Genomic DNA, 21,552 nt, shown 5'->3' with positions numbered 1-21,552 from the left:
TCGAAATTTGATTTTTTTAAAAAAATTATATTACACGGAGGTCTCGCGATACTCCTCAGGAATATAGATACCTCTAGGATTGTTGAGGGATCTGACAACAGGTTGGCCTACAACAGCACGTCCGTACTGGTCTGGTTTTTTTAATACCAATCCAGCAGCTCTCATCCATGGCATAGACATCTTGATAACTAGGTTATCCCTAACCTCAGTTTTTGCTCTGTCTTTCAAGGTGCGATTGCTATTTTCTTTCTGTGATACCTTTCTAGCTATATGAGTATATAAAACAGAAGCGTTCATACTCGCTCTAATATCACTACGCTTGTTTCTTTCTAACTGAACATATTTCTCTTGAACCATCTCCAATAGTTGTTTAATTTCCTGATCTCTATGTATTCTAGTTTTATCAGAACCAGTTTCATCTACTACAACAAGATTCTTATGAGCTAAAACAATACAAACTAAAGTCATAAGATCTTCCGTAGATAACCAAATATTATCCCCATACGATACAGCCGCAGAAAGAATCCTAGACACATGAGTCATAACACTAGAAGCATCAGAAGCACCTAACCTACGATGAACTTTTGCATCTGCATCTTCAGATTCCGCTTTCATAACTACAAGAGAAACAAGAGAACTGACCAATCTTTCAGCATCAAAGGGTTCATTAGTCGCAATAAATCCTTGTGATCCCCAAGAACAATCGATCATGACTTTTCCACGCAATTTATCGTTATTAATCACGATGTGATGATTAGATAATCCTGATATAATGCCTTCCTTAAGAAGCGGACGTGATAAAATATGGGCATAATTGCACGCAGCTTCTCCCCACATCTCTTTGCTTTTACTTTTAATAATTTTATTAAGATCTTTTGAAGCAAGGTCACATTCAACTTTAATTTGATCTAGAGTAGGCAAACCTACACGTTTACCAGCTAAAAGATCTACCGTATTTACTCCTAAGTTATTTAAAGCGACTAAAACAACAGCTGAGCTGTATTTTGTTTCTAGTTTTCTGAATTCATCTTCCGTAATCGCTCCTCTGCGGGTATCTAAATTAAAGCACCCTGCAAAAAGACCACATAACAATGAACCAAAGCCGCCGCAACCACCAGCTCCTTCTGCACATCCACAACCTACGCACCCACAATTTCCTGAACAAGAATCTGCGCAGCCATCATAACACGACTGCATAACACGTCGTGTTGTCTCGCTTTGCAATACCCCAGAAACTAAAGAAAGTATAGAAACAGCAGTCGCTACATTGGATACTCCATCCGGGTGGGTAGTTTCATATAAATTTTTAATGGCAATTAAGAAAGAGTTTATGCCTTCAGGAAGAGGCAAGCCTAATGTCTCTGTTAATATCCCCATTAACTCATGCAATACCACGAGAGTGATCGCTCCGCCTTCACCCTTAAAGAAGTTAAATAACATCTGCATCTCGTTAGAAGATTTACAGACAGGTGTTTCCATAATTATGTTACAGAACTTAGTAATGTCTCTTACAGAGGTGAAATCCCCTTCTTTAATCAAGTTCAGTAAATCACTATATTCTTCTCTAGACATCCCTCCTGAAAGGAGATTAAACAATGCTTCGATTTTCCCCCCACTAATGCTACCGTGAAACAAATCTTGTTTTAGGAGATCAATAAAAAAACTGAATAACTGCGTACGCAATACTGGAGATTTCTCTATTGACTCCCCTTCTTCGTTACTTGCTGTTAAAGGGGTGGTTGCTGAATCTGAAAGTGAAAGATCATCTAAGCACTCTATACTCGCACGTGGTTGGGTCAATATTGAAGATCTTGCAAAAAGATCTGCTCCAAGTGAAACCGAGCGTGTCATCACGTCTCTTACATGATCACGTAACACTACTGTCTCATTTTGTCTCTCTTTTAGATATTCCAAATAAGTAACTCCATCTGTTTGTGATGCACTATCACGTCTAGTTGGCTCCATATCTACATAAATATCTTCTAAACTTGAGTCTAAAGCTGATAAAGCTGCTGCTGCTGCTTCACCTGCATCGGCGACAAAAGCAGAAGAAGTAATCTCTCGACCATTTGAAGTTTCTGGGGATGCTTGTGAAGTTGAAGGTGTGGTTACACCAGTCAATACGGTTTCAGCAACAGTAGAAACCAATGATGTGTTCTCTGTAATGTTAGGTTCTTCTTGAGGTTCTCCATAACCTAAAAAAGAACGTATGTTCCCTAATGGAAATGCCATGATTTTTCTCCTATTTTAATTTCATCCTATTCACTTACAGATCACACTAAACATAGGATTTGACTTGCGAACTTGCGCAAGGGGCTGAGAATCTATATTCGAGAAACTAAAATGTAAATAAAAATTTTAATTGTCATTGAGAGGATTAAGAAAAAAAATCTATCGCCACAGAGCAATGAGAAGGGATTTTCAAAGAGTTTCGTAATAATCAAGAAATCTGCTACCCTCCTCTCAGAATATCAATGCAGACTAGAAATAAGGTTGACGCATGTTAAAAATCGATTTAACTGGGAAAGTGGCTTTTATAGCGGGGATTGGTGACGATCAAGGTTATGGCTGGGGAATCGCTAAGGCACTAGCAGAAGCAGGAGCCACTATTATCGTAGGAACCTGGGTACCCATCTATAAAATCTTCACGCAGTCTTGGGATTTAGGGAAATTTAATCAGTCTAGAAAGTTATCTGATGGCAACCTCTTAGAAATTAAAAAAATTTATCCTATGGACGCAAGTTTTGATAAACCTGAAGATGTTCCTGAAGACGTTGCAGAAAGTAAACGTTATAAAGGTATGTCAGGATATACTATCTCAGAGGTTGTTGAACACATTACTAAAGATTTCGGTCATATTGATATTTTAGTCCACTCCCTAGCAAACAGCCCGGAAATTTCCAAACCACTTTTAGAAACATCACGTAAAGGCTATTTAGCTGCATTAAGCTCATCAAGTTATTCGTTAGTGAGTTTATTAGCTCACTTTGGACCTATTATGCCTCGAGGAAGCACAAGTATTTCTTTAACTTACCTAGCTTCTTCTCGAGCAGTTCCAGGATATGGTGGAGGAATGAACGCAGCAAAAGCTGCTTTAGAAAGTGATACAAAACTGCTCGCTTGGGAAGCAGGAAGAAAATGGGGCGTCCGTGTAAACACTATTTCGGCAGGTCCTCTAGCCAGTCGCGCAGGAAAAGCTATTGGATTTATCGAAAAAATGGTCGATTACTATTTAGAATGGACCCCTATTCCTGAACCTATGACAACAGAACATGTGGGAGCCGTTGCTGCTTTCCTAGCTTCTCCGTTAGCTAGCGCAATTACCGGAGAAACTCTCTATGTAGATCATGGAGCAAGTATCATGGGAGTTGGTCCTGAAATGCTTCCTAAGCATTCTTAATTCTGTGGTATTGTGCCACCCCTGCCTCCCATGCCGAAAGAATCCCTAGTTCTTTCGCTGGGGAGGCAAGAAAATCTGCAATACTATGCATCGGCTGCGGAGCAGAGCTCATGACGATCTTAAAGTCACCACGCTCTATCAAATCAATATCATTAGCATCATCTCCCGAAGCGATAATAAAGGGCTTCTGTCCCTCATAAACTATGTCAACCACACGATCAACAGCACAACCTTTAGAGACGGATTTATCAGTCATGAACAAAATGGCATAGTCAAAATCAAACGGCCAACGCATGAATGTAATGGTCAAATTATTAACTAACTCTTTCGATTGGATAATCCTCTCCCGAACCTTTTCTACCTCGTTTTTCTTACCAAATATTTTCGCAACGGCAAACGTTGCATTGGGATAGTCCTGAGAAAGTTTTTTCGTTTCTACTAATCTCTCGCGGTCTTTCGTATTAGGGAAATACACAGGATTTAGGTGACGCAAAAGATCTTCCGCACTAGGACAATAAGCGTGGCGATAACAATGGTCTTGATACAGAGCACCCGATTCTATAGAACAAATGACATCACTATCCTCTATACACATTTCTAACTCGGGTAAAATTTCATGGGGAATATTTTGAAAATAAAGAAATTGATTCTCTACCGAAGACCAAACACAAGCACCATTTTGACAACCCAATAAATAGGGAACAGGGAAATCTTTAAAGAGATGATTCGCGTAGGAAAAATACCTGCCAGTAAGAAAAAATAACGTCCATCCAGAATGATAGAGATGGATTAAATACTGAATAATTTTAGGATCCAAATGACGCGGAAGATGAGTAATCGTACCGTCTATATCCGTAATGAGTAATTTATCCATAAGTAACTTTACCCCTCCCCGTAAACTTATTTTGCTCCTTTCACCGAACCTGATTCTCATGAATGAAAATAGGCCTATAATAAAGAACAAAATCAATATAAAATATGATAAAGAAAGAAACTATTAAAAACCCTTCTAGACCGATCTTAGTACATACCCCTTAAACTCAAAATTCATCATCTAAATATACACGCTGACAGGAACACATAAAGTTACAGTTTAATTTATTCTTGGAACTAATCAAACATTAACTTATAAAGAACGGATTGAAAACTATTCGTTCGTAAAACATCCTAACTTAAAATTGTTTCTTAGTTTATGACGACATAGAAACGCAACAAAGTCTCCAACATGCCTGATAAAATCTTGTCTTTCCTCATATTTTGTATAGACGACCTTGCTCTTGCTGATACTTCTAGCGAGCAAATGCATCTCCCAGGAATGTTTCCAGAAAATATGAAACTTGAAATGTTTAAAATGCTGGGTTCCTTAACACTACTGCTTGCTTTATTTGGCATCGGAGTTTGGGCTTTTAAGAAGTTCTTAAGAAGTAAGGGTCAAGCGCTAGGAAACTCTTCAACAATAAAAATTCTTGATAGACGCTCCATCAACCCGAAAACTTGTATCTACATCATTCGCGTTGTAAATAAAATTCTTGTTATTGCGGAATCTGGAGAAAAAATTACCCTACTTTCAGAATTTCCTCCAGATACGGACATTAACGAGCTCATGCAGCAAAATGAGAAAAAACGATCTTCATCTACCTCTGCTTTTCTTAGTAAAAGCATTCAAAAATTGCATAAGAATAAGAAAATAGACAACTCTCGTGTCTCTAATTTGGCTGACAAAGAAGTTTAATCGCATATTATGAATAATATGGAGTATTTTAAATGACAACATGGTCTTTAAATCAAAATAACTTATCACAATATCTCACACGTGCGGGATTAGAACCTCTTTTAGAGAAAGAGAGTGGTTTAACTTATATCAACATTCAAGCTGAAGATCATGAACTCCCCTTATTTTTTGTGATTCGCAGTGAAGGAGAAATCCTTCAGATGATATGCTACTTTCCCTATCAGCTATATGATAACCAAAAAGAAGCGACAGCACGGCTCCTCCACTTACTGAATAGAGATGTGGACATTCCTGGGTTCGGTATGGATGAAGAACAGGGACTCATTTTCTATCGTTTAGTTATTCCCTGCTTAAAAGGTGAAATTAACGAAACATTATTACGTGTATATATCGACACAATTCGATTAGTTTGCGATAGTTTTTCTCACTCTATAGGTTTGATCTCTTCAGGAAATATGAATCTTGATGAATTGAAAAAACAAGCACGTAAAGAAAAAAATGAATAACTTAGGGCACATTTGATGACAACACTCATTTTTTACGATACTGAAACTACAGGAACACAGATAGATAAGGATCGTATTATTGAAATTGCTGCCTATAATCATAAAACTAAAGAATCTTTTGTCACTTATGTAAACCCAGAAATTCCTATTCCTGAGGAAGCGTCGAAGATTCATGGTATTACTACATCTACAGTAATCTCAGCCCCTAAGTTCCCAGAAGCCTATAAACATTTCTGCGACTTTTGTGGGAATGAAGCTGTTCTTGTTGCACACAATAATGATAGTTTTGATTTCCCACTACTTGAAAAGGAATGTCGGCGACATGCCTTACCACCTTTATCCCTAAAAACAATAGACTCGCTTAAATGGGCTCAAAAGTACCGGCCCGACCTACCTAAACACAATTTACAATATCTCCGTCAAGTGTACGGGTTTGCCGAAAACCAAGCACACCGAGCTTTAGACGATGTCATTACCCTGCATAATGTATTTTCCGCACTTATTGGAGATCTTTCCGCAGAGCAAGTACTTGCCTTAATGGAAGAAAGTTACCACCCTAAAACATTTAAAATGCCTTTTGGGAAATACAAGGGTAAACCCCTAAGTGAAGTGCCTCCATCTTATATCCAATGGTTAGAAAACCAAGGGAACTTAGATAAAGATATGAAAGCTGCTATTGACTTAATGAAACAATTGACATGATACTTTCAGCTGCTTTTTCACCCTGCCCCAATGATATTTTCCTATTTCGTTCTTTTTTAGAACGGGATAAGGAATCCACCTTGTTAAATCAAATTAGGATAGCAGATATCTCAACGTTAAATGAATTAGCCTTACAGCACCGCTGTTCTTTAGTCAAAATATCAGCGGCACTACTCCCAAAAGTCACTGATGATTATATTCTTATGGAAGTAGGGACGATTATTGGCTACGGAGTAGGTCCTTTAGTTTTAGCTTTAGATCCTCAAGCACCTATCCAAACAATAGCAACTCCTGGAATCACAACAACTGCTCACCTTCTCTGCAAGATATTTTATCCTGAGGCAGAGCTTATCCCTATGAAATATCACGAAATTATCGAGGCTATTCTTCGTGGTACTGTAGATGCAGGGACTATCATCCATGAAGAAAAGTTTCACTACGCATCGCAACTATTCCCAAGAGCAGATCTGGGCAAGTTATGGGAAGAGAAGACACGACTTCCTCTACCTTTAGGGTGTCTTGTTGTATCAAAGACGGTTCCCCAAGATGTTGTAAATCGTCTGACCTTAGCATTGAGAAAATCCTTATTTCTTGCACTGAAAGACTCTGAAGGTTCTGAAAACAAAGCCTTAGAATACTCCAGAAATAAAGACACAGCTGTCATTAGAGAATTTATAACTACTTATGTTAATGAAGAAACTCTCGTATTATCTAACTTAGGGAAAAAAGCTCTGCACACACTAGCAAATTATGTCAGCTGTACCATCTAATTATCTCTGCAAAATTCTCCTTGTCTTAGCAGACAGAAGCGAAGCACAATCCTTACTTCAAGATTTTGCTTTCACAAAACTCACAGAGAATTTCTACCGATGTCCAGATATGCATATGTCTATATTGATAGATATGATTATCCTCGACCAGTGGGGAAAAGATGGTGTTATTCGAGCTTTAACAAATACCGTATTAAAAAATTATGATTCCTGTGTAAATGTGGGGTTTGCAGGGGCCTGCTCCCCGAGATTCCCTCTCCAAACGTGCTATACTATTGATAGAGTATCTCAGCTTAGCAAAGATCTTCCTAACCAACTCGATACTACACCTGAATTGACAGTCATAGCTCTTCCTAGCCTACCTAAAGCGACCTTAGTTTCTGCTCATGCTCCTTATACATACGGATTCCACGACACATTTCAGCTTGTAGATATGGAAGGATATGCTATCGCCGAGTTATGTAAAAACGTGAATCTACGGTGTATGATGTTGAAAATCACTTCGGATTATACCACAGAAGATGGCAGAGACTATATTAAACAGCACAAGCATGTGTTATCTGAAAAACTTTCCTGTGCTTTCGCCTCAACTATTTACGACATTATCGAATGCTCTATCCTACAGCAGGTCTACAGGTCTTCGCCGATTAACTGAAGGAAAGTGGTGTAATCAACTCTGGACTTACAGATGGGGAAGTTTCCCAGTCTTTAGTTCCCGATAATTCCCACATTTTTAAGAAAGCAGGACAAGACGACAAAAGTTCATCTTTCATTCCCTCTGCCACTTTACTACCGTGTTCTAAATAAATTACCCGATCTACATACTCCAAAGTGGAGAGCTTGTGTGCTATGATGATTTGAGTACACTGGCCTTTTAACTGCCCTATGATCTCTTTAATATAGTTTTCACTAATAGCATCTAGAGAAGAAGTCGCCTCATCTAAAATCAAAATCGAAGCATTTTTCAACAACGCTCGCGCTATTGTTAATCTTTGCTGCTGCCCTCCAGAAAGATTTTTCCCTGATTCTTCAAGAAGGCTATGCACTCCCTGAGGCATCTTCTGCACAAATTCATAAGCAGAAGCTTGCTTCAATGCATGGATGACATCTTCCTCAGGGATATCCTTACCACAAGTAAGGTTATTCCAAATAGTGTCATAAAACAAAAAGGGGTTTTGTAAGACACAACCAATATGATCTCTAAGAGAAGACTTGCTATACGACTTAATAGAAACGCCATCTAGAAGGATATCTCCTTGAGAGACCTCATATAACCTAGGAAGCAATTTACTGATTGTTGTCTTCCCACTTCCTGTAGGACCTACAATACCAATAGCTTCGCCCTTATTGATAGTGAAGCTAAGATTCTTAAGAACCTTCCTCTCATTATCATAAGAAAAAGAAACATCACGGAATTCTAAATTTCTTGTTAACCCCAGAAACTCTTGACTATCTTCAGACTCATTATACAAATCAGGATGGGAAAGCACCTCATAAAACCGTTCCGCAGCAGCGCAACCTTTCATAATGGTCGTGTTCTCATCTCCGAATTTCTTCACAGGGTCATAGATGAGATATAATAAACCACAAAATACAATAAGCTCTTCGGGAGCAATATGAAATTTATAAAGACCAATAATGACAACAAAAGCAAAAAATAATGAAGCTATTGTATGCAGTAAAGGACGTGGGAGGAGTCCGTAAGCAGTACTTTTTTCTTCTAAAGCGGCTATTCGACTATTTTGATCACAATATTTCTTAAATGCGAATGCTTCCGTACGGAAAACCTTTACGGTGACTATTCCCGCAAGAAAATCTAAAAGTACGGAAGAAAACTGATCTTGATTTTTTTGTATTCTCTTCGCCAAGGCTTTGATTTTCTTCGCGATGATCACAATAGGAAGAATCAATACAGGAAAAGCAATACACACTAAAAGAGAAAATTTCCAAGATATCGATAAACATACGGCTAAAGCTAATGTTAGAGTTATCGGCGCTTGGACATAATTCACCATCAAAGAATTTACTGCTTGAGCGATGCTGGTAGAATCTGTAATCACACGACTACTAAGATTTCCCATATCATGAGCATGGAAAAAGGTCATCGGCAACTTTTGTAATGCTCTAAAATAATCCCTGCGGAGATCACAACTCACGCGAATAGCTACCACTTGAGAGAGGAATCTCTGAAAGAATAGAGTCACGGCTTTAAAAATCGCCACAATAACTAAAAACAAAGCTAGGGAACCAAAACATGACAAATCTATATAGCGAGAAATAAAACATGATAATCTGCTAGTTATCGATGTTCCTCGCTTTCCATAACGAGAAATATAGGCATGTGCCTCTGCTGTGGTGATCGTATCGGAATTGGGAGAGATGTCGGACCATCTCTCTAAAATCTGTTCTTGGCTTAACTGCGAAGCTTTGATAAGTTGATTATTTTCCTTACGAGCGAAAAGAAGAAAAGCATCAGGTCCTGTTTTTGCAATAATACCTAGAGAAAAAATCTCTGCTTGAGACGATACAGTTAATCCCAAGATGGCAAGCAAAGAAAAACCCAATAGAGTGAGATGCTTTTTATGCCTCAGGACTGCTTTCAGAAGAAGTTTCATAGAGACCTATAGTTCGAAATTTCTGATATCGCTTTTCTAACAAATCTTCTATTGATAGGTCTTTGAGTCGTAACCATTCCCGAAGTATAAAATCTTGAACATCGCGATATACAGCAGCTGGGTTGTGGTGAGCACCACCTACCGGCTCCTTAATGACAACATCCACAATAGCAAATTGTTTGAGATCCTCACCATGCATTTTTAACATCGCAGCCGCTTCACTATTCTTTTTTGGATCTTTCCAAAGAATAGAGGCGCAGCCTTCGGGAGAAATTACAGAATAATAGGAGTGTTCTAACATAGCAATCACATCTCCGATAGCCATGCCTAAAGCACCTCCAGAACACCCTTCTCCGATAACAAGAACGATAATCGGGGTTTTTAATCTAGCGAGTTGGAAAAGATTGTTAGCAATCGCCCATCCTTGACCACGTTCTTCAGCAGTAAGACCGGGGAAAGCTCCTGGAGTATCAACCAAAAAGACAATAGGAAGACCGAATTTCTCAGCCATTTTTGCAAGACGTAATGCCTTACGAAAGCCTTCAGGGCAGAGCATACCGAAGTTCCTATGCACCCGGGATTCGGTGTCACACCCTTTTTCCTGGCCAATAAGCATAAATCTCTGGCCCTGAATCTTAGCTAATCCACCAACAACAGCAGGGTCATCACGGAACGTACGATCTCCACAAAGCTCTACAAACTCCTCACACATTCCTTCAATGTAATTCACTGATCGAGGACGCGAAGGATGCCGGCATATCTGCACGCGTTCCCAAGGAGTCAAATCTGCATAGATCTTCTCTTTTAACTTATCTAAGCGCCTTTCCAATTTTTGTATCTCTGAGGAGGACAATAAAGAATTTTTTTTATTTTTTTCTTTAAACTCTGCTATCGTTTTTTCGTACTCTACTACTTGTTTTTCATGGGGAAGAAGCTCCATAACAACATTCTCTCCTCTTACAAAAAGGATAATTTTAATACAAATAATTCTTAAAAACAATTATAAGATTATTTTCTCTTCCATTTTCGAAAAAAAATAATAAACTATTAATTGCATTTTTCAAAAACAACCGAGACTTCGGCGTCTTGATAGGGAATATTAATCAAAAAATTACTTCCCCAAAACCTTTCTTTTCCTTGTAAAGAAAAAATTTCCATATAGAGACTTGAGGACAAGATACGCAAAGAGTCGCGCTCTCCATGAATAATGACATCGTTAGACGGCCCTTTATAAGAATCTAAGGAGCTTGACCGTAACCTCGGCCCCTCAACCACTTGGCAACTTTTTCCCTTACAAAAAATTGAAAAAGTGGATTTGCTCGGATCTTCTATCAAAGAGTATATCTGACACCGTCTCTCAGAAATCGTAATATCATGACGAACTTTAGAGCCTAGGTAGGCATCTTGTAAGTAAGAAAAACCTGTGATCCTAGAACAAGGAACAGACGAAGCTGAAAGAAAAGAAATTTTTGTAGTGTCGGGATTTTCTACAAAAGAGAATTCCTTAACCGTTCCACTCAGACCAAAGCCTTGACAATCACTAATATCACCGTAACATGGGCCGTAGTTGACTACACCAACATCTCCGGAATAGTAAGCTCCCACGCCACTTTTACATCCTGATCCAGAAACAAAAGTGGATGCTGATCGCGTCCGTTGCATCCAAAAACCTAAATTCGGATCCGTAAACCTATACTCACTAATCACCTGTTGGTCTAATTGGTATAGGAAAGACTTACTCAATGAGGTCTTTTCTTTTATGGATCGCGCGTGTTCCTGACTCCATAAAGCAGGGAAAATCGTAGCCTCATGCATAAATAATGCCTGTTGAAACTCACTCATCATCTTCGCTTGTTTCAAACTGTCATCATAAAACCTAGAGATTTGCAAAAGCAAAAGTCCGAGTTCTGCATGTTCTCCGGGATAAGGCAGTCCTTTCCAGGGGAAACCTCCACGACCAAATAAACGCGTAGCCCCCGAGTCTTCTTGATCTAACTTCAAGAAGTCCAATCCTAAATCCTTTCCCTCTTCCAAAGCGATAAGCAAGTACACTGCTCTTGCAATGTCATGCACTTTTAATAAAGGATGATAGCGAAAAAATTTAAAGACGAAATCGCGAAGTTTCTTATCCTGACAAGCATAGATTAATTGTCTAACCTGCAAATCAAAATTTGAATGGGGAAACACTTCGATACATTCTTGTAATCTTAGCTGTGATCCCATCACCATTCACAATTTCTTACTCAAAAACGGATTGCGCCCAGACAATAATAACAAAAAACTTTAGAGTCAAGCCTCTAAGTAAATCCTAAAAACTTGACCCTGATAAATTAGATAAAAGAGAAAGGCACGAAATTAGGAATGCTTCGAAGGAGTTTCGATTAAACGTTTCATTCTTTTTCCTGGAGTAAATTTGACGGCACGTCTCGCAGGAATGTGAATAGGAACAGTAGCGTTTTTAGGATTACGACCTACTTTAGGTTTTCGTTCTACAACCTGTAAAACGCCGAAATCTCTAAACTCTAACCTATCACCTTTGACTAGAGCATCTGTCATTTTATCCAAAAAATTTTGGATTACAGTACGCACATGATTCGGGTGAATCTTGTGATCCTGTGATATTGTACTGATCAGTTTTTTCTTGGTCATGGTAGCCATATTAGCCATTGCCTCCTAATTAAAGTGCCCTAAAGTAACTTGTTGAGTAGCCCTAAATAATAAACTTTTGAAGTATATGCGTATCATATCTATTCATCCTTTGGATTCAAGACATTTTTTAAAAATACGTGGTTGTTCTATATCGTTATAAGTAACGAAAATTCATATTTGTCAAAACTTATGATTTCTGCACCTTACAGTCCGACAAAAATTTCTAAGCTTTCCTATTCTAATTTAATAACGGCAAACACGTGACTTCTTTAATCCAACTTGATAAAGTACTGGTGTTCGTGTCCTCGTAGCTCAGTAGGATAGAGCGGTTGCCTCCTAAGCAGCAGGCCATGCGTTCGAATCGCATCGAGGACGACTTTTCCCCTTACTCTTTCTTGTTAAAAAAATTAATTCACCTTTGCAGAAAGTTTTCTGGCCTTCACATTCGCTAAACTTGGTTTCTGAAAGTTAGGACCAGTAAGAAATGTATGAACGCCCTCGGCTATGCCTTTGGCTATATGCATTCGGTAACGTGCATCCGAAAGTGCAGCTCGTTCTCTAGGGTTTGAAAGGAATCCTGTTTCAATTAAAATCGCAGGCATTGTGGTTTCTCGAATAACAGCGAAATTCCCATTCTTCGCTCCTCGATTTTTCAATGCGCCATTTTTTTGCATAGCATTTAGGACATCCTTAGCTAGAGCTTCCGAAGCACGACTTCTCGAAGCAACATTATTTTTGCCATTATAAAAATATACTTCAGTACCAAAGGCTGACGTGTTGGACGAATAGTTACAGTGAATACTGACAAAAATATCAGCTTTGTTTTGATTTGCTAAAGCCGCTCTTTTCCCAAGATCTACATACACATCAGATGTTCGAGTAAGAACTGGCTTATACCCCATTCTCTTGAGATAACTCTGCACTGAAAACGCAAGAGATAGGGTTAAAGATTTTTCCTCATAATGGAACTCTTTACTTGCAGTGCCCTGATCTTTACCTCCGTGTCCTGGGTCGATAAAGATCACTTCATTACGACGCACACGCTGTGGAGGCGCACTTTCAGCTGCAATTCCTCCCAAAGCAGTGCCGAAGACACAGAGAGTGAGTAAAGTGTAACGATTAAACATAAGACGACAATACCTCGAGCACGATTTCCTTATCATCAAAAGCGATGGTTTGATGTTTAAAGATCTGGTACGTCTCATGCCCTTTACCTGCCACTAACACTATATCCCTATCTGAGGCAATGGACAAAGCATATGTAATTGCTTGTTTTCTGTCGATTTCGATAGAAAAATTTCTTTTAAAAAAACCTGAACAAATTTCATTAATGATCATTTCTGGATCTTCGCCGCGAGGATTGTCCGTAGTCACAACAGCGAATCCATACTTCTCGACGACTTGAGCCATGATTTTTCTTTTGCTCTGATCTCGATCGCCTCCACATCCAAAGACCACGATAAGCCTTCCATCTTGGGGAAGTAGAGCTTGGAGTGTTTTGCATACATTATCTAAGGCATCGGGAGTATGAGCATAATCAATGTAAATAGGACAGGGGCCGGAAAATACAGGTTCTAACCGCCCTCTAGGGGTTTCTACATTGGCAACAGCAGAGATCAGTTGTTGTAAATCACAACCTAATCGTTGGTGAGCGACAGAAATCGCAGCAAGAACATTATAAATGTTGTGCTGCCCTATTAAGGGTGAGGAACATGCAAAGGTTTCCCCTTTATAGAGTAAGTCAAAATCCGTTCCGAACGGAGAAAAGCGCAAATTAGAAGCGCGATAATCTGCATGCTGCTCGATTCCATAGGTAATAGGTTGGGCTTGGGTAGCTTCAATAAACTGCGCAGCATAATGTAAGTCGTTATTCACTACAGCTAGACCTGAAGAAGGAAGCATCGAAAATAGCTTAAGCTTTGCTTGTTTATACTCTTCAAACGAAGAATGAAAATCTAAATGATCTAGAGTAATGTTAGTTAAGACACCAACATCAAAATGGACGTTAGCCAGTCTGTTGACAGCAAGACCGATAGAAGATACTTCCATAACTGCAGCAGAAAGATTGCTCTTCACCATCTCAGCTAAATACTTTTGCAACAAACAGGATTCAGGAGTGGTATACCCATCTTGAATACGACTATTTCCCAGAATATGCTCAATAGTACCTATTAAGCCTGCAGGCTTGTCGCAAGCATCAAACAGAAATTTTATTAAATGGGAAACTGTAGTTTTCCCATTGGTGCCTGTAATACCAACCACACAGAGTTTTTGCGAAGGATGACCGTAGTATTTTGCTGCAAGATCCGCTTCAAGCTGAGGAAGATCGGAAGAAATAATTTGAACAACAGGTAAAAAAGGATTGTAAATAGAAGAAGCTACAGCAATAGCTCCATTTTCAATAGCTAAATGGGAAAAGTCATTACCATCAGAGTGCTTGCCTTTACTGGCTATAAAGATATCTCCAACTCCAACATTACGAGAATCTCTTGTGAGATTTCTTACTTCTACAGAAGAAATTTTCCCATAAATTTTCGCTTTGGTATTGTGGAGGAGTTCTTTTAAATTCATTTTTTAGCCTGAGGTCCTTCTTCAAAAGCTAGACCACTTCTATATGCAAAATTGTTCCTAATATATCTATAAGCACTCTTATTTTCATTCGACAAAGAACAAAAATAACACCCGTATTCTATAAGTTATAAATAAACTTTCAAAAATTCGCCATGCCCATAAAAATTGCCGCCGAACTGTCTTACTTACAGCTATTAAAATAGTCTACCTATTTTTTATCGCATAAAAAAAATATACTATTTTTAGTGAAAAGATTTTAGTGAAAAGAAAGTGTTGCCCAATAAAAATTACCTTCCCCGGTTCAGAGCACAAGAAGAAAAAGGGAAAAGATGGAGCAACATCTTCACTATGAGACTAGAAGCAAGAACTGCTTGTACAGAAACAATCAAGACTTCGTTGCACACGAAAGCTATTTCCCAAAAATCCTACGCTTAGGATGTATACGCAACCACCAGGGCATTATCCATAATGATTGGTTGTTGAATAATAAAAAAATTGTTTTAGAAACTCTTGCACGCGCTATACCCTTACTAGGTAATATTTTAGGAGCCTCAAAACTTTTTAGTATATTTGCCGTCCCTACAAAAGAAGACAGTAAAGTCGACATTGCAGTTCACACCTTTGCTGGAATCCTAGAAATGCTCGGCCTTGGTTTAATCGTCTTGGTACTGAAAATTATTTTTACAGTCACAGTCGTACTTGTCCGATTTTTTCAGAAACAGCCAGAATTTGCTCAATGCCCAATCCGCTACTACGGAAACATAGCATAAAACTATTTCCCCGAACGATTCCATTCCTCATACAAAGATTTCATAGCAGCAACCTCACTCTGATAACTGTATTTTTCTTTATCTTCAGGAACCCCTAGATAAGATAAAACACGATCAGCCACTCTTCCGAATACAGGAGCTGCACATCTTCCTCCCATATAGTTCTTTGTTCCATCCTCACGAACACGATGATCGGGATCATCTATAGAGACAAGCATGACCAAAGGAGCACTCCCCCCAGCCGAAGGATATATAGGCGTGATACCTATAAATGAAGAAATATGACGATGCTTATCATACTTTCCATTAACTAGCTTTTCTGTTGTTCCTGTTTTCCCTGCACTCGAATGCTTTTTAGGCGCAGCCCGGAATCCCGTGCCTCCAGGATATGTAGTAAAACGCGTAGCTTTCAATACCTCATCCACAATCTCCTGAGAAAGAATTCTCTCTCCACGAACTTGTGGATGCAAAACATATTCTTTTCCAGAAGTTGTGACGATTTTTTTTATCAAAGTAGGACGTACGTCATAACCACCGTTAGCAAGAATGGCATAGGCTTTAACCATCTGAACTCCCGTAGCCAGGATATTGTAACCCATAGCAAGAGAATAAGGAGTAGATAACGACCATTCAGGAACCCCATTAATATGAAAACGCTTGGGTGAAGGGACTAATCCTGAAGCTTCCCCCGGCAATTCTATACCCGTCTTCTTACCAAATCCTAATAACAATAACTTGTCCTCATACCAGTGGTTCCCTAGATGTTGCACTATAAGATCAGCAAGTTGAGCTACATAAACGTTCGAAGACTTTTGAATCGCCATGTACATATTTAAACGCCGATTCGATGAGATATCTTTAAGCGGAAATTGCTTTCTTCCTGGGAAAATCCTGCGGGTAACATCTATAGGTGCACAAGGATCAAATAAGGGCTTCCCTGATCTTTTCACCATCTCTTCATTCGCAAGCAACGCAATAGCAAGAGTCAGAGGTTTCATGATAGAGCCTGGTTCAAAAACATCACTTACCGATGTCACTTTTGTGTGCTCTATTTTTTCCTTATCATTGAAAAATTCCTTGTATTCCGAAGGATTAAAGAAAGGATATTGGGCTAAAGCAAGAATCTCTCCTGTATAAGCATTCATTAAAATCAGACGCCCACCTTTCGCTTTGGCTTCCTTTACGCCTTTTTCTAATTCTTCTTCCGCTATCGTCTGTATACAAGGATTTACTGTGAGATAAATATCTGAACCGTCTCTAGGAATCTTTGTGATTTTATCTAGATCTAAACGATTCAAAGGAGAACGTAAGAATTTTCGTTCCCCAGGCTCTCCTTCAAGGACGTGGTTAAAATATGCTTCTAAACCTCCTGTAGGAAAAGCTTTTCCTGTTTTCTCATCCTTGACTTCTCTGAGAGTATGAAGAACTTGGCCTAAAAGTTTGCCAAAAGGATAGGATCTTTGATAGTCAGTCATGAAAAACAAAGCATTCGAGGGTAGTTTAGCTTTTGCTGCGTACCCCCGCCACCAAGACAAAATGCGGTCATGTTCTGCACGATCTAACCAAAGAAATAATTTTCGATGTCGCGATTTTTTATCAAACTCCGCACGGAGTTTGTCATAATCACCTTCACCAATGAGACTAAACACTTTCTTAGCAATTACATCACGATGTTCTTCAGGAATAGCCACAGCATCTAAACAAAGATGAAATTTCGTAATATCAACAGCGAGAGGTTGTCGTTGCTCGGAATCCCCTTTACGTAAATTCATCTGAGAAAAAAAAGTCCCTCTACGAAAAGGGTCTTTTACGCGAAATTCATGTTGTCCTAAAGCTTCTGCTGCCCAACGCTTCTCCTCACAAATCTGAATTTTATAGTACCGTACGATAAGGAAAGAGTAGGAGAGCAGGACTCCACAGGTAATCATGGTTAAGCATTTACGATGATTCATAAGTTACAACACAAACACTATCTTCTGTAGGATATTGGAGATATTGATATTCAGGAAGGCTAGCTATATGCATGAGATGCTCTGGGCTCTCTATTTTATCAATAAGAAAGTGTAGAGATATATTCTCTTGTTCTCTCTGTCGCAACTTCGACCATAAAGTAGGAATCTCTAATCGTAATTTCGTCAGATCATTTTGTTTATTAATATAGGAGTAAAGTAACCCGCCTAGAAAACAAAAACAAAAAAATAGACGTACAAAACGATAATTATTCATAACAATTTCTTTTCAAAACAACGGAGCTTTGCCGATCTACAACGAGGATTTTTCCTAGTCTCTTCATAGGTAGGCATGACCACTTTCTTGGTCAGTATGGTTCCTAATCCCGATTTCTCAGCTTCTCTAAAAAACCATTTTACTGGGCGATCTTCGGAGCTACAAAACGAAATAATGATCAAACGCCCTCCAGGAGCAAGCCAACGCATAGCCGACTCCAAAAATACTTTCAATTGCAGGTCTTCTTGATTTACATACACCCGTAAAGCTTGAAAAATCAAAGTTAATGGATGGATTTTCTTTCGCAAACGATAAGAAGGAAAAACTTTTGCTGTTGCGTCTTTTAAATCTCTAACCGTGATGATTTTCTTACGTTTCCTAAAATGTACGACAGCACTAGCCGCATTTTTCCACTGAGGTTCCTCTCCGTATTCACGAAAAATTTTCCCTAACTCTTCTTCACGAAGCGTATTTAAAACCTCACTCGCAGTAATTCCTTTAGTCACATCCATGCGCATATCTAAATCATGATCGTCTCCTTGAAAACTAAAACCTCGGGAGAGATTATCAAGTTGCATAGAGGAAACTCCAAGATCGGCAAGTATGCCATCATAAACATGTTCCTTAGAATCTTTAGAAAGATCTTCAAATGATGCATGCCGAAAATGCACACGATCACCAAATTTTTCTAAACGCTCCTTAGCAAGAGACAAAGCGGCACTATCTCGATCGGATGCATCATAAGAAACTATAGAAGGATATTCTGAGAGGAAAGCTTCAGCATGACCTCCAGCTCCTACAGTAACATCACAGAAAAATTTGGGATTACGATTAGCAAATAAAGATAAACATTCATTTACCAATACCGGAATATGGGAAGGGGTTGCAGACACAAAAACGCCTAAATCATTCTAAAACCATCAATGCAAGAAAAAGATACACCATTAGAGAGAATGGGAAAAGATTTCTATTTATTCCTCATTCTCTATTTTAAGAATAATTAAGACTATTGACTTTTTCCTTTACCCTACTATGATTTAGAAAGTAGGGTTTTAAAGGCTGTATTATGGTAGAAATTTTTAATTACAGTACTTCTGTTTACGAAAAACACGCGTCTAATACTAAAATAGTGAATGACTTCCGCAAGGAAGTTCACATGGAAGGTTTGACGATCCGTGATGTGGCTAAGCATGCCCAAATTTTGGACATGACGCCAAAGCCCTCAGCCTTGTGCTCCCTAATGCAAACGAATAAGAAAACCGATTGGGCTTTCTTTTCACCTCCTAGCAACTTTTATAAACAGCGGTTTTCTACTCCCTATTTAGCTCCTTCTCTAGGATCTCCCGATCAGCAAGACGAGGATTTAGAGAAAATTTCTTCCTACTTAAAAGTACTGACCCGAGGAAAATTTTCTTATCAGAGTCGTGCCAATTCTTCATTGTCTTATAAAGATCAAGAAGAAAGTAAAGACGACGAAGAAGCTGCGGATTCTGACGAAGACGTAATCGTTCAAGAAGGTAAAATTTTACTTAAGGCTATTGATCTAGGATTGAAGTCTTCAAATATTATGATCGACTACGTTATTTCCCGTATTTTTCAATTTGTTCAAGGCTAAGACATGTTAGATAACGAATGGAAAGCGATCTTAGGTTGGGGAGATCAAGAACTCGAAGAGCTACGCAATTCTGGTTACATATTTCTTCGCCAAGGACATTATCATAAGGCTATTCTTTTTTTCGAAGCCTTGGTGATTTTAGATCCATTAAGCATTTATGATTTCCAAACCCTCGGGGGATTATATTTGCAAATAGGAGAAAATGCCAAAGCTTTAGGAGTTTTAGATCAAGCTTTACGTATGCAAGGCGACCATCTGCCCACACTATTAAACAAAACTAAAGCTCTCTTTTGCCTAAATCGTATTGATGAGGCCTCCGCAATAGCTGTCTATCTGACATCTTGTGATGATCCTGTAATCGCTAATGATGCTGAAGCTTTGCTTATGAGCTATACAAAAAAAATCATCAAAAAGCCCGCGGCTCTTTCTCATTAATCTTTTGCCCACTTACTAAGAAGTGACGCATGCGATTAAAATAAATTTCTCATCTATTTGGTATCATCCTGCTGTTTTTTTGCAGAAAAACTATTGATTGCTTATCAACAGCAATGGTACATTGGCAATTTCTTCCTAAACGAGCAGGAATTGCCCGTCTGTAAGGAAATCCTCGACACATAAAAGAGAGCAGCATGTTAACCTGTAGCGATTGTAGTACTTGGGAACAGTTTGTGAATTATGTTAAGACACGTTGCTCCAAAACGGCTTTTGAAAACTGGATTTCTCCTATTCAAATTATAGAAGAAACACAAGAAAAGATCCGTTTAGAAGTTCCCAATATCTTTGTTCAAAACTACCTTCTTGATAATTATAAACAAGATCTATGTTCTTTTGTTCCTCTTGATGCTCAAGGGGAGCCAGCTTTAGAGTTTGTTGTTGCGGAAATTAAAAAAGCCCCTCCACAACCCCTAGCCCCTCGAGAGCAGCAAGAAACTCCTACAGAAACTTTTGAAGAATCTAAAGACTTCGAACTCAAGTTAAATACCGCTTATCGTTTTGATAATTTTATAGAAGGCCCTTCAAATCAATTTGTGAAATCTGCAGCTGTAGGGATTGCTGGCCGTCCGGGGCGTTCGTATAATCCTCTGTTCATTCATGGAGGCGTAGGTCTAGGAAAAACCCACCTTCTCCATGCTGTGGGTCACTACGTCAGAGAGCATCACAAAAACCTTCGTGTGCACTGCATCACAACTGAAGCTTTTATTAATGATCTCGTGCAACACCTCAGATTGAAATCGATTGATAAAATGAAAAATTTTTATCGTTCGTTAGACCTACTTCTTGTTGATGATATCCAATTTTTGCAAAACAGACAAAATTTCGAAGAAGAATTTTGCAATACCTTTGAGACATTAATTAACTTAAATAAACAAATTGTCATTACTAGTGATAAGCCTCCAGGACAATTAAAACTTTCCGAACGTATCATTGCTAGAATGGAATGGGGGTTAGTTGCTCACGTAGGCATTCCAGATTTAGAAACCCGCGTAGCAATTTTACAACATAAAGCAGAACAGAAAGGCTTACATATTCCTAATGAAATTGCATTCTACATCGCGGATCATATCTATGGAAATGTACGCCAACTCGAAGGAGCAATTAATAAACTCACTGCTTATTGCCGTTTATTCGGGAAAACACTTACCGAAAGTATTGTTCGCGACACGTTAAAAGAACTTTTTCGCTCCCCCTCTAAACAAAAAGTTTCTGTAGAAAGCATATTAAAAAGTGTGGCCACAGTCTTTCAAGTAAAGCTCCAAGATCTCAAAGGAAACTCTCGTTCTAAAGAACTCGTTTTGGCACGTCAAGTTGCTATGTACCTTGCAAAAACATTAATCACAGATTCTTTAGTTGCTATCGGTTCTGCTTTTGGAAAAACACATTCTACAGTGCTTTATGCTTGCAAAACTATAGAACAAAAAATAGAAAAAGATGAAACTCTAACGCGTCAAATTAGTTTATGTAAAAACCATATTGTTGGGTAATCTAGGAGAATTTC

At 38.7% G+C, this 21,552-nt stretch carries 21 protein-coding genes and 1 tRNA gene; 11 read left to right on the top strand and 11 right to left on the bottom strand.

Features of this window, described 5'->3' with window-relative positions; translation table 11 throughout:
- Window positions 1–30 precede the first annotated feature (30 nt).
- Window positions 31–2,232: a hypothetical protein gene (locus G5O_RS07105; protein ID WP_006343062.1), complete on the bottom strand. Its 2,202-nt coding sequence runs from the start codon at window positions 2,230–2,232 to the stop codon at window positions 31–33.
- 268 nt (window positions 2,233–2,500) lie between these two features.
- Here G5O_RS07105 and G5O_RS07100 point away from each other — a divergent pair, with 268 nt between their 5' ends.
- On the top strand, window positions 2,501–3,400 hold the full coding sequence (locus G5O_RS07100; RefSeq protein WP_006343061.1) for an enoyl-[acyl-carrier-protein] reductase: 900 nt from the start codon (window positions 2,501–2,503) through the stop codon (window positions 3,398–3,400).
- On the opposite strand, the gene G5O_RS07095 is transcribed toward G5O_RS07100, so the two are convergent.
- Window positions 3,387–4,274 carry an HAD-IIB family hydrolase gene (locus G5O_RS07095; RefSeq protein ID WP_006343060.1) on the bottom strand — a complete coding sequence of 296 codons (888 nt, stop codon included), beginning with the start codon at window positions 4,272–4,274 and terminating at the stop codon, window positions 3,387–3,389. The two genes, G5O_RS07100 and G5O_RS07095, sit on opposite strands and share 14 nt — an antisense overlap.
- A gap of 351 nt (window positions 4,275–4,625) precedes the next feature.
- Between G5O_RS07095 and G5O_RS07090 the strand changes: the two genes are divergently transcribed.
- The 5 genes from G5O_RS07090 to G5O_RS07070 are packed head-to-tail and all read left to right on the top strand — an operon-like array spanning window position 4,626 to window position 7,765.
- Window positions 4,626–5,132 (top strand): FliO/MopB family protein, encoded by a 507-nt coding sequence (locus G5O_RS07090; protein WP_006343059.1) that lies wholly within the window; start codon window positions 4,626–4,628, stop codon window positions 5,130–5,132.
- 32 nt (window positions 5,133–5,164) lie between these two features.
- Complete coding sequence (locus tag G5O_RS07085) at window positions 5,165–5,638, top strand: type III secretion system chaperone family protein (protein ID WP_006343058.1); 474 nt, start codon at window positions 5,165–5,167, stop codon at window positions 5,636–5,638.
- A 15-nt stretch (window positions 5,639–5,653) separates the two neighbouring features.
- Window positions 5,654–6,340, top strand: coding sequence for a putative quorum-sensing-regulated virulence factor (locus G5O_RS07080; RefSeq protein ID WP_006343057.1), 687 nt, complete (start codon window positions 5,654–5,656; stop codon window positions 6,338–6,340).
- On the top strand, window positions 6,337–7,110 hold the full coding sequence (locus G5O_RS07075) for a 1,4-dihydroxy-6-naphtoate synthase (RefSeq protein ID WP_006343056.1): 774 nt from the start codon (window positions 6,337–6,339) through the stop codon (window positions 7,108–7,110). The genes G5O_RS07080 and G5O_RS07075 overlap by 4 nt, the downstream gene beginning before the upstream one ends.
- A complete protein-coding gene (locus G5O_RS07070) occupies window positions 7,091–7,765 on the top strand; it encodes a nucleoside phosphorylase-I family protein (RefSeq protein WP_006343055.1) in 675 nt (224 codons plus the stop codon). Before G5O_RS07075 ends, G5O_RS07070 begins: the two co-directional genes overlap by 20 nt.
- On the opposite strand, the gene G5O_RS07065 is transcribed toward G5O_RS07070, so the two are convergent.
- From G5O_RS07065 to G5O_RS07050, 4 genes are all read right to left on the bottom strand, one after another.
- Complete coding sequence (locus G5O_RS07065; protein ID WP_013462643.1) at window positions 7,758–9,725, bottom strand: ABC transporter ATP-binding protein; 1,968 nt, start codon at window positions 9,723–9,725, stop codon at window positions 7,758–7,760. The two genes, G5O_RS07070 and G5O_RS07065, sit on opposite strands and share 8 nt — an antisense overlap.
- A complete protein-coding gene (locus tag G5O_RS07060) occupies window positions 9,691–10,665 on the bottom strand; it encodes an acetyl-CoA carboxylase carboxyltransferase subunit alpha (RefSeq protein ID WP_013462642.1) in 975 nt (324 codons plus the stop codon). Before G5O_RS07060 ends, G5O_RS07065 begins: the two co-directional genes overlap by 35 nt.
- Window positions 10,666–10,772: 107 nt before the next feature.
- Window positions 10,773–11,954 carry a hypothetical protein gene (locus G5O_RS07055; protein WP_013462641.1) on the bottom strand — a complete coding sequence of 394 codons (1,182 nt, stop codon included), beginning with the start codon at window positions 11,952–11,954 and terminating at the stop codon, window positions 10,773–10,775.
- 126 nt (window positions 11,955–12,080) lie between these two features.
- A complete protein-coding gene (locus G5O_RS07050; RefSeq protein ID WP_006344016.1) occupies window positions 12,081–12,383 on the bottom strand; it encodes an HU family DNA-binding protein in 303 nt (100 codons plus the stop codon).
- A 292-nt stretch (window positions 12,384–12,675) separates the two neighbouring features.
- Between G5O_RS07050 and G5O_RS07045 the strand changes: the two genes are divergently transcribed.
- Window positions 12,676–12,749, top strand: a tRNA-Arg gene (locus G5O_RS07045).
- Between the two features lie 32 nt (window positions 12,750–12,781).
- Here G5O_RS07045 and G5O_RS07040 read toward each other — a convergent pair.
- Both G5O_RS07040 and G5O_RS07035 read right to left on the bottom strand, forming a co-directional pair.
- Entirely contained in the window at window positions 12,782–13,501 is a 720-nt protein-coding gene (locus tag G5O_RS07040; protein ID WP_006343050.1) for an N-acetylmuramoyl-L-alanine amidase family protein, read from the bottom strand.
- Entirely contained in the window at window positions 13,494–14,945 is a 1,452-nt protein-coding gene (locus G5O_RS07035) for a UDP-N-acetylmuramoyl-L-alanyl-D-glutamate--2,6-diaminopimelate ligase (RefSeq protein ID WP_006343049.1), read from the bottom strand. The genes G5O_RS07040 and G5O_RS07035 overlap by 8 nt, the downstream gene beginning before the upstream one ends.
- 371 nt (window positions 14,946–15,316) lie before the next feature.
- Between G5O_RS07035 and G5O_RS07030 the strand changes: the two genes are divergently transcribed.
- A complete protein-coding gene (locus tag G5O_RS07030; RefSeq protein ID WP_013747350.1) occupies window positions 15,317–15,715 on the top strand; it encodes a hypothetical protein in 399 nt (132 codons plus the stop codon).
- Window positions 15,716–15,717: 2 nt separating this feature from the next.
- On the opposite strand, the gene G5O_RS07025 is transcribed toward G5O_RS07030, so the two are convergent.
- The 3 genes from G5O_RS07025 to rsmH are packed head-to-tail and all read right to left on the bottom strand — an operon-like array spanning window position 15,718 to window position 18,834.
- A complete protein-coding gene (locus G5O_RS07025; RefSeq protein WP_013462639.1) occupies window positions 15,718–17,667 on the bottom strand; it encodes a peptidoglycan D,D-transpeptidase FtsI family protein in 1,950 nt (649 codons plus the stop codon).
- Window positions 17,654–17,941, bottom strand: a complete 288-nt coding sequence (locus G5O_RS07020; protein ID WP_006343047.1) for a hypothetical protein — start codon at window positions 17,939–17,941, stop codon at window positions 17,654–17,656. The genes G5O_RS07025 and G5O_RS07020 overlap by 14 nt, the downstream gene beginning before the upstream one ends.
- Complete coding sequence (gene rsmH, locus G5O_RS07015; RefSeq protein WP_006343046.1) at window positions 17,938–18,834, bottom strand: 16S rRNA (cytosine(1402)-N(4))-methyltransferase RsmH; 897 nt, start codon at window positions 18,832–18,834, stop codon at window positions 17,938–17,940. The genes G5O_RS07020 and rsmH overlap by 4 nt, the downstream gene beginning before the upstream one ends.
- A 173-nt stretch (window positions 18,835–19,007) precedes the next feature.
- Here rsmH and G5O_RS07010 point away from each other — a divergent pair, with 173 nt between their 5' ends.
- The 3 genes from G5O_RS07010 to dnaA all read left to right on the top strand — a co-directional run bounded on the left by G5O_RS07010 (window position 19,008) and on the right by dnaA (window position 21,538).
- Entirely contained in the window at window positions 19,008–19,556 is a 549-nt protein-coding gene (locus tag G5O_RS07010) for a DUF5399 family protein (RefSeq protein WP_013462638.1), read from the top strand.
- Between the two features lie 3 nt (window positions 19,557–19,559).
- Window positions 19,560–19,991 carry a hypothetical protein gene (locus G5O_RS07005; RefSeq protein WP_006343044.1) on the top strand — a complete coding sequence of 144 codons (432 nt, stop codon included), beginning with the start codon at window positions 19,560–19,562 and terminating at the stop codon, window positions 19,989–19,991.
- A gap of 194 nt (window positions 19,992–20,185) precedes the next feature.
- Complete coding sequence (gene dnaA, locus G5O_RS07000; protein ID WP_006343043.1) at window positions 20,186–21,538, top strand: chromosomal replication initiator protein DnaA; 1,353 nt, start codon at window positions 20,186–20,188, stop codon at window positions 21,536–21,538.
- Window positions 21,539–21,552 lie beyond the last annotated feature (14 nt).

The organism is Chlamydia psittaci 6BC, from assembly GCF_000204255.1.
Lineage (GTDB): Bacteria > Chlamydiota > Chlamydiia > Chlamydiales > Chlamydiaceae > Chlamydia > Chlamydia psittaci.
The sequence above is the reverse complement of the archived record's forward strand: the minus strand, read 5'-3'. Positions and strand labels throughout refer to the sequence as shown.

Coding starts and splice junctions, on each gene's coding strand:
- G5O_RS07100 (WP_006343061.1), top strand. CDS start 2,501: ATGTTAAAAATCGATTTAACTGGGAAAGTGGCTTTTATAGCGGGGATT.
- G5O_RS07005 (WP_006343044.1), top strand. CDS start 19,560: ATGTTAGATAACGAATGGAAAGCGATCTTAGGTTGGGGAGATCAAGAA.
- G5O_RS07035 (WP_006343049.1), bottom strand. CDS start 14,945: ATGAATTTAAAAGAACTCCTCCACAATACCAAAGCGAAAATTTATGGG.
- G5O_RS07070 (WP_006343055.1), top strand. CDS start 7,091: ATGTCAGCTGTACCATCTAATTATCTCTGCAAAATTCTCCTTGTCTTA.
- G5O_RS07010 (WP_013462638.1), top strand. CDS start 19,008: ATGGTAGAAATTTTTAATTACAGTACTTCTGTTTACGAAAAACACGCG.
- G5O_RS07040 (WP_006343050.1), bottom strand. CDS start 13,501: ATGTTTAATCGTTACACTTTACTCACTCTCTGTGTCTTCGGCACTGCT.
- G5O_RS07060 (WP_013462642.1), bottom strand. CDS start 10,665: ATGGAGCTTCTTCCCCATGAAAAACAAGTAGTAGAGTACGAAAAAACG.
- G5O_RS07020 (WP_006343047.1), bottom strand. CDS start 17,941: ATGAATAATTATCGTTTTGTACGTCTATTTTTTTGTTTTTGTTTTCTA.
- G5O_RS07080 (WP_006343057.1), top strand. CDS start 5,654: ATGACAACACTCATTTTTTACGATACTGAAACTACAGGAACACAGATA.
- G5O_RS07055 (WP_013462641.1), bottom strand. CDS start 11,954: ATGGTGATGGGATCACAGCTAAGATTACAAGAATGTATCGAAGTGTTT.
- G5O_RS07090 (WP_006343059.1), top strand. CDS start 4,626: ATGCCTGATAAAATCTTGTCTTTCCTCATATTTTGTATAGACGACCTT.
- G5O_RS07085 (WP_006343058.1), top strand. CDS start 5,165: ATGACAACATGGTCTTTAAATCAAAATAACTTATCACAATATCTCACA.
- G5O_RS07050 (WP_006344016.1), bottom strand. CDS start 12,383: ATGGCTACCATGACCAAGAAAAAACTGATCAGTACAATATCACAGGAT.
- G5O_RS07095 (WP_006343060.1), bottom strand. CDS start 4,274: ATGGATAAATTACTCATTACGGATATAGACGGTACGATTACTCATCTT.
- G5O_RS07075 (WP_006343056.1), top strand. CDS start 6,337: ATGATACTTTCAGCTGCTTTTTCACCCTGCCCCAATGATATTTTCCTA.
- G5O_RS07105 (WP_006343062.1), bottom strand. CDS start 2,232: ATGGCATTTCCATTAGGGAACATACGTTCTTTTTTAGGTTATGGAGAA.
- dnaA (WP_006343043.1), top strand. CDS start 20,186: ATGTTAACCTGTAGCGATTGTAGTACTTGGGAACAGTTTGTGAATTAT.
- G5O_RS07065 (WP_013462643.1), bottom strand. CDS start 9,725: ATGAAACTTCTTCTGAAAGCAGTCCTGAGGCATAAAAAGCATCTCACT.
- G5O_RS07025 (WP_013462639.1), bottom strand. CDS start 17,667: ATGAATCATCGTAAATGCTTAACCATGATTACCTGTGGAGTCCTGCTC.